General features: G+C 54.6%; 3 tRNA genes and 3 rRNA genes. All 6 read left to right on the top strand.

From position 1 onward, the window contains the following. Window positions 1–196 precede the first annotated feature (196 nt). Window positions 197–1,659, top strand: a 16S ribosomal RNA gene (locus OE747_RS24375). Window positions 1,660–1,894: 235 nt separating this feature from the next. Next, window positions 1,895–1,971: transfer RNA gene (locus OE747_RS24370), tRNA-Ile, on the top strand. Between the two features lie 173 nt (window positions 1,972–2,144). Next, window positions 2,145–2,220: transfer RNA gene (locus tag OE747_RS24365), tRNA-Ala, on the top strand. Window positions 2,221–2,623: 403 nt separating this feature from the next. After that, a 23S ribosomal RNA gene (locus OE747_RS24360) occupies window positions 2,624–5,453 on the top strand. A 192-nt stretch (window positions 5,454–5,645) separates the two neighbouring features. Beyond that, a 5S ribosomal RNA gene (gene rrf / locus OE747_RS24355) occupies window positions 5,646–5,760 on the top strand. Together the 16S, 23S and 5S rRNA genes with 3 tRNA genes alongside form the textbook arrangement of a ribosomal RNA operon. Window positions 5,761–5,847: 87 nt before the next feature. Beyond that, window positions 5,848–5,924 (top strand) — tRNA-Met (locus OE747_RS24350).

The following is a 5,924-nucleotide window of genomic DNA, read 5'->3' as shown; positions in this document are numbered from 1 at the left end:
ATGGAGTGTCAGCTTCACTGTTTGAGCGTGCAACGTTTCTTTTGGAACGATGTACATCAGACAGATGACTCTTGGTTGTACTCTTGGCTAGCCGGCCGAGGGTGTCGCTTAACCGTGCTCAAGTAGCCGAATAGGCGGTAGCACAACCAAGGATGTGCAGAGGTTCGACTGTCATGGAATGCCGGTAACGGCATTTTAACTTGAGAGTTTGATCCTGGCTCAGAACGAACGCTGGCGGCAGGCCTAACACATGCAAGTCGAGCGCGCCCTTCGGGGTGAGCGGCGGACGGGTTAGTAACGCGTGGGAACGTACCCTTTGGTAGGGAATAGCCACTGGAAACGGTGAGTAATACCCTATGAGCCCTTCGGGGGAAAGATTTATCGCCAAAGGATCGGCCCGCGTTAGATTAGGTAGTTGGTGGGGTAATGGCCTACCAAGCCTACGATCTATAGCTGGTTTTAGAGGATGATCAGCAACACTGGGACTGAGACACGGCCCAGACTCCTACGGGAGGCAGCAGTGGGGAATCTTGGACAATGGGGGCAACCCTGATCCAGCCATGCCGCGTGAGTGAAGAAGGCCTTAGGGTCGTAAAGCTCTTTCGCCTGTGAAGATAATGACGGTAGCAGGTAAAGAAACCCCGGCTAACTCCGTGCCAGCAGCCGCGGTAATACGGAGGGGGTTAGCGTTGTTCGGAATTACTGGGCGTAAAGCGCGCGTAGGCGGATTGGAAAGTTGGGGGTGAAATCCCAGGGCTCAACCCTGGAACTGCCTCCAAAACTCCCAGTCTTGAGTTCGAGAGAGGTGAGTGGAATTCCGAGTGTAGAGGTGAAATTCGTAGATATTCGGAGGAACACCAGTGGCGAAGGCGGCTCACTGGCTCGATACTGACGCTGAGGTGCGAAAGTGTGGGGAGCAAACAGGATTAGATACCCTGGTAGTCCACACCGTAAACGATGAATGCCAGTCGTCGGGTAGCATGCTGCTCGGTGACACACCTAACGGATTAAGCATTCCGCCTGGGGAGTACGGCCGCAAGGTTAAAACTCAAAGGAATTGACGGGGGCCCGCACAAGCGGTGGAGCATGTGGTTTAATTCGAAGCAACGCGCAGAACCTTACCAACCCTTGACATCCTCGGACCGTCCCAGAGATGGGTCTTTCACTTCGGTGACCGAGTGACAGGTGCTGCATGGCTGTCGTCAGCTCGTGTCGTGAGATGTTCGGTTAAGTCCGGCAACGAGCGCAACCCACACCCTTAGTTGCCAGCATTCAGTTGGGCACTCTAGGGGAACTGCCCGTGATAAGCGGGAGGAAGGTGTGGATGACGTCAAGTCCTCATGGCCCTTACGGGTTGGGCTACACACGTGCTACAATGGTAGTGACAATGGGTTAATCCCAAAAAGCTATCTCAGTTCGGATTGTCGTCTGCAACTCGACGGCATGAAGTCGGAATCGCTAGTAATCGCGTAACAGCATGACGCGGTGAATACGTTCCCGGGCCTTGTACACACCGCCCGTCACACCATGGGAGTTGGGTCTACCCGAAGACGGTGCGCCAACCTTTCGAGGAGGCAGCTGGCCACGGTAGGCTCAGCGACTGGGGTGAAGTCGTAACAAGGTAGCCGTAGGGGAACCTGCGGCTGGATCACCTCCTTTCTAAGGATGATGCTAGCATCACAGGGCTTGCCCTTGATCGTGCATCACTTAGCAGAAGATCAACAAACAAAGTTGGTCAAACTCCGGACCGGACCGTCCTCATATCTCTTCAGACAACCGCGTGAGCGCCTGCTCATGCAACATCGGTTTTGCTTCAGGCAAGCTGGCCCTCTCGGCAGATTTGCTTTGCAGATCGCCTGCCGGGCGACGCCGATTTTGCAAAGCAAAATCAGCTGGGTCGGTAGCTCAGGTGGTTAGAGCGCACGCCTGATAAGCGTGAGGTCGGAGGTTCAAGTCCTCCTCGACCCACCAAGCCTTTTTGCCAGGGGCAAAAAGGCGTTGTCGCGGCAGTTGCTTTTGGTCACAAAAGCAATGAGAGCGACACCGTTCGGCTTCCAAACTTCACTGGGTGCTGCTCCCGGCAGCTTTTGCAAGCAAAAGCGCCTGCCGCACACTGGTTGTGTTTTGCGGAGCAAAACAAAACCGGGGCCTTAGCTCAGCTGGGAGAGCGCCTGATTTGCATTCAGGAGGTCAGGAGTTCGATCCTCCTAGGCTCCACCATCACCCCGGAGGGGTGTGATGCAAAATTCCTCGATTTGACCGCCAAGCACTGTTTGAGTGTTTGGCCGTCCAATCGGACTGTGCTTCTACGGAAGCGTTGACATCGTTTAGAGAGAAATCAATCAACTCTGTTTGATCGCACCGCGTGAGGTGCAGATCTCAGCAGGTTCTGCCGCTTGGCAGAAGGCGTGGATTGGGTCTAGCCGACCCGGTCTGACGTATCCCTGTTGAAACGAACAGAAGTTGTCCAAGTCAAGTACACTAACCCGGTGCGGTCCGCGAGGATACGCACCAATATGTTCAGCCCTGACGGGCTGAGCGGGAAAAGTGGCTTTTGGTTCAGAAGAAGGCCTGGTCGAACCAGCCCGGGCCGTGAAAGTTCAGTCTTTCTTTTTCTGGATCGAATCAAGCGCGAGAAGGGCGTTTGGTGGATGCCTTGGCAGCAAGAGGCGATGAAGGACGTGATACTCTGCGATAAGCTTGGGGGAGCCGAGAATAGGCTTTGATCCCAGGATCTCCGAATGGGGCAACCCACCTGAATGTTCTCTATTGTTAGCTCTGCTAATCAATAGGGTTCATAATCAGGTACTTAAGACCTGAATACATAGGGTTTTAAGAGCAAACCCGGGGAACTGAAACATCTAAGTACCCGGAGGAAAGGAAATCAATTGATACTCCCCTAGTAGTGGCGAGCGAACGGGGACCAGCCGAGCCTTGAGAATGAGAAGAACATGTTGGGAAGCATGGCCATAGCGGGTGACAGCCCCGTATTCGAAGTTCGATGGGACGTATTAAGTAGGGCGGGACACGTGAAATCCTGTCTGAAGATCGGAGGACCACCTTCGAAGGCTAAGTACTCCTTGCTGACCGATAGCGAACCAGTACCGTGAGGGAAAGGTGAAAAGCACCCCGACGAGGGGAGTGAAACAGTACCTGAAACCGAGCGCCTACAAGCAGTGGGAGGGCCCTTGCGGCCTGACCGCGTACCTTTTGTATAATGGGTCATCGACTTGGTCTCACGAGCAAGCTTAAGCCGTTAGGTGTAGGCGCAGCGAAAGCGAGTCTTAATAGGGCGTCGAGTTCGTGGGATCAGACCCGAAACCGAGTGATCTAGGCATGACCAGGATGAAGGTGCGGTAACACGCACTGGAGGTCCGAACCCACACCTGTTGAAAAAGGTCGGGATGAGTTGTGCCTAGGGGTGAAAGGCCAATCAAACTCGGAGATAGCTGGTTCTCCGCGAAATCTATTTAGGTAGAGCGTCATCCGAATACCCCGGGGGGTAGAGCACTGGATGGGTAATGGGGCCCCACAGGCTTACTGATCCTAACCAAACTCCGAATACCCGGGAGTACTAGATGGCAGACACACTGCGGATGCTAACGTCCGTAGTGAAGAGGGAAACAACCCTGACCTCCAGCTAAGGCCCCCAATTCATGGCTAAGTGGGAAAGCAGGTGGGATGTCCAAAACAACCAGGAGGTTGGCTTAGAAGCAGCCATCCTTTAAAGATAGCGTAACAGCTCACTGGTCTAATCAAGACGTCCTGCGGCGAAGATGTAACGGGGCTCAAGCCATGAGCCGAAGCTGAGGATGCCGCAAGGCATGGTAGCGGAGCGTAGTGTGACATAGGTTCTATCCTCTTTAGTGTCCTTCGGGGCACCTTGGAGGATCACGAACCTTTCGATGAAGCGGGCGCGTGAGCGATCCCGTGGAGAGATCACTAGCGAGAATGATGACATGAGTAGCGACAAAGAGTGTGAGAGACACTCTCGCCGAAAGTCCAAGGGTTCCTGCTTAAAGCTAATCTGAGCAGGGTAAGCCGGCCCCTAAGCCGAGGCCGAAAGGCGTAGGCGATGGGAACTAGGTTAATATTCCTAGGCCAGGAGGATGTGACGGATCACGGATGTAGTTCAGCCTTATCGGATTGGTTGGGCTGCTGAGTGGTTCCTGGAAATAGCCCTCCATCAGACCGTACCCTAAACCGACACAGGTGGACTGGTAGAGAATACCAAGGCGCTTGAGAGAACGATGTTGAAGGAACTCGGCAAAATACCTCCGTAAGTTCGCGAGAAGGAGGCCCGGGTTCAAGGCAACTTGGATCCGGGGGCACAAACCAGGGGGTGGCGACTGTTTATTAAAAACACAGGGCTCTGCGAAGTCGCAAGACGACGTATAGGGTCTGACGCCTGCCCGGTGCCTGAAGGTTAAAAGGAGGGGTGCAAGCTCCGAATTGAAGCCCAGGTAAACGGCGGCCGTAACTATAACGGTCCTAAGGTAGCGAAATTCCTTGTCGGGTAAGTTCCGACCTGCACGAATGGCGTAACGACTTCCCCGCTGTCTCCAACATCGACTCAGCGAAATTGAATTGCCTGTCAAGATGCAGGCTTCCCGCGGTTAGACGGAAAGACCCCGTGCACCTTTACTACAGCTTCGCACTGGCATCAGGATTGTGATGTGCAGGATAGGTGGTAGGCTTTGAAGCAGGAACGCCAGTTCCCGTGGAGCCAACCTTGAGATACCACCCTTCGCACTCTTGATGTCTAACCGCGGTCCGTTATCCGGATCCGGGACCCTGCGTGGCGGGTAGTTTGACTGGGGCGGTCGCCTCCTAAAGCGTAACGGAGGCGCGCGAAGGTTGGCTCAGAGCGGTCGGAAATCGCTCGTTGAGTGCAATGGCAGAAGCCAGCCTGACTGCAAGACTGACAAGTCGAGCAGAGACGAAAGTCGGTCATAGTGATCCGGTGGTCCCAAGTGGGAGGGCCATCGCTCAACGGATAAAAGGTACGCCGGGGATAACAGGCTGATACTGCCCAAGAGTCCATATCGACGGCAGTGTTTGGCACCTCGATGTCGGCTCATCTCATCCTGGGGCTGGAGCAGGTCCCAAGGGTACGGCTGTTCGCCGTTTAAAGAGGTACGTGAGCTGGGTTTAGAACGTCGTGAGACAGTTCGGTCCCTATCTGCCGTGGGTGTAGGATACTTGAGAGGAGTTGCCCCTAGTACGAGAGGACCGGGGTGAACGGACCACTGGTGGACCTGTTGTCGTGCCAACGGCAGTGCAGGGTAGCTATGTCCGGACAGGATAACCGCTGAAGGCATCTAAGCGGGAAGCCCCCCTCAAAACAAGGTATCCCTGAGGGCCGTGGAAGACCACCACGTCAATAGGCCGGAGATGTAAGCGCAGCAATGCGTTCAGTTGACCGGTACTAATCGCCCGATAGGCTTGATCCGATCCAGTAACAGAAAGACTGATCATCAAGAACCAAAAGCACCAAACAAGACATGGACAACACCGTGACAATCCAGAACCGGATTGCACATGATTGATAAAACCGAGTGGGGCCACAGTTTGCTGCGCAAACCGTTTACCCCCACCCGTCGCGATCCGCCAAAGGCGGATACGCGACGTGAGTATTTCTTCGGTTTGGTGGTCATAGCGAGCGCAATACACCCGGTCCCTTCCCGAACCCGGAAGTTAAGTGCCTCCGCGCCAATGGTACTCGGGCTCAAGCCCCGGGAGAGTAGGTCACCGCCAAACCTAACAAATACTCAACTTCTCTCTAAACGGTTAAAAAACACTACCAGGCCTCAAGTCGCCGTATAGGCCGTAGGCCCACAAAAGTGTCGCGGGATGGAGCAGCCAGGTAGCTCGTCAGGCTCATAACCTGAAGGTCGCAGGTTCAAATCCTGCTCCCGCAACCA

It is taken from the genome of Ruegeria aquimaris, from assembly GCF_025751555.1.
Classification (GTDB): Bacteria; Pseudomonadota; Alphaproteobacteria; order Rhodobacterales; family Rhodobacteraceae; genus Ruegeria_B; species Ruegeria_B aquimaris.
The sequence above is the reverse complement of the archived record's forward strand: the minus strand, read 5'-3'. Positions and strand labels throughout refer to the sequence as shown.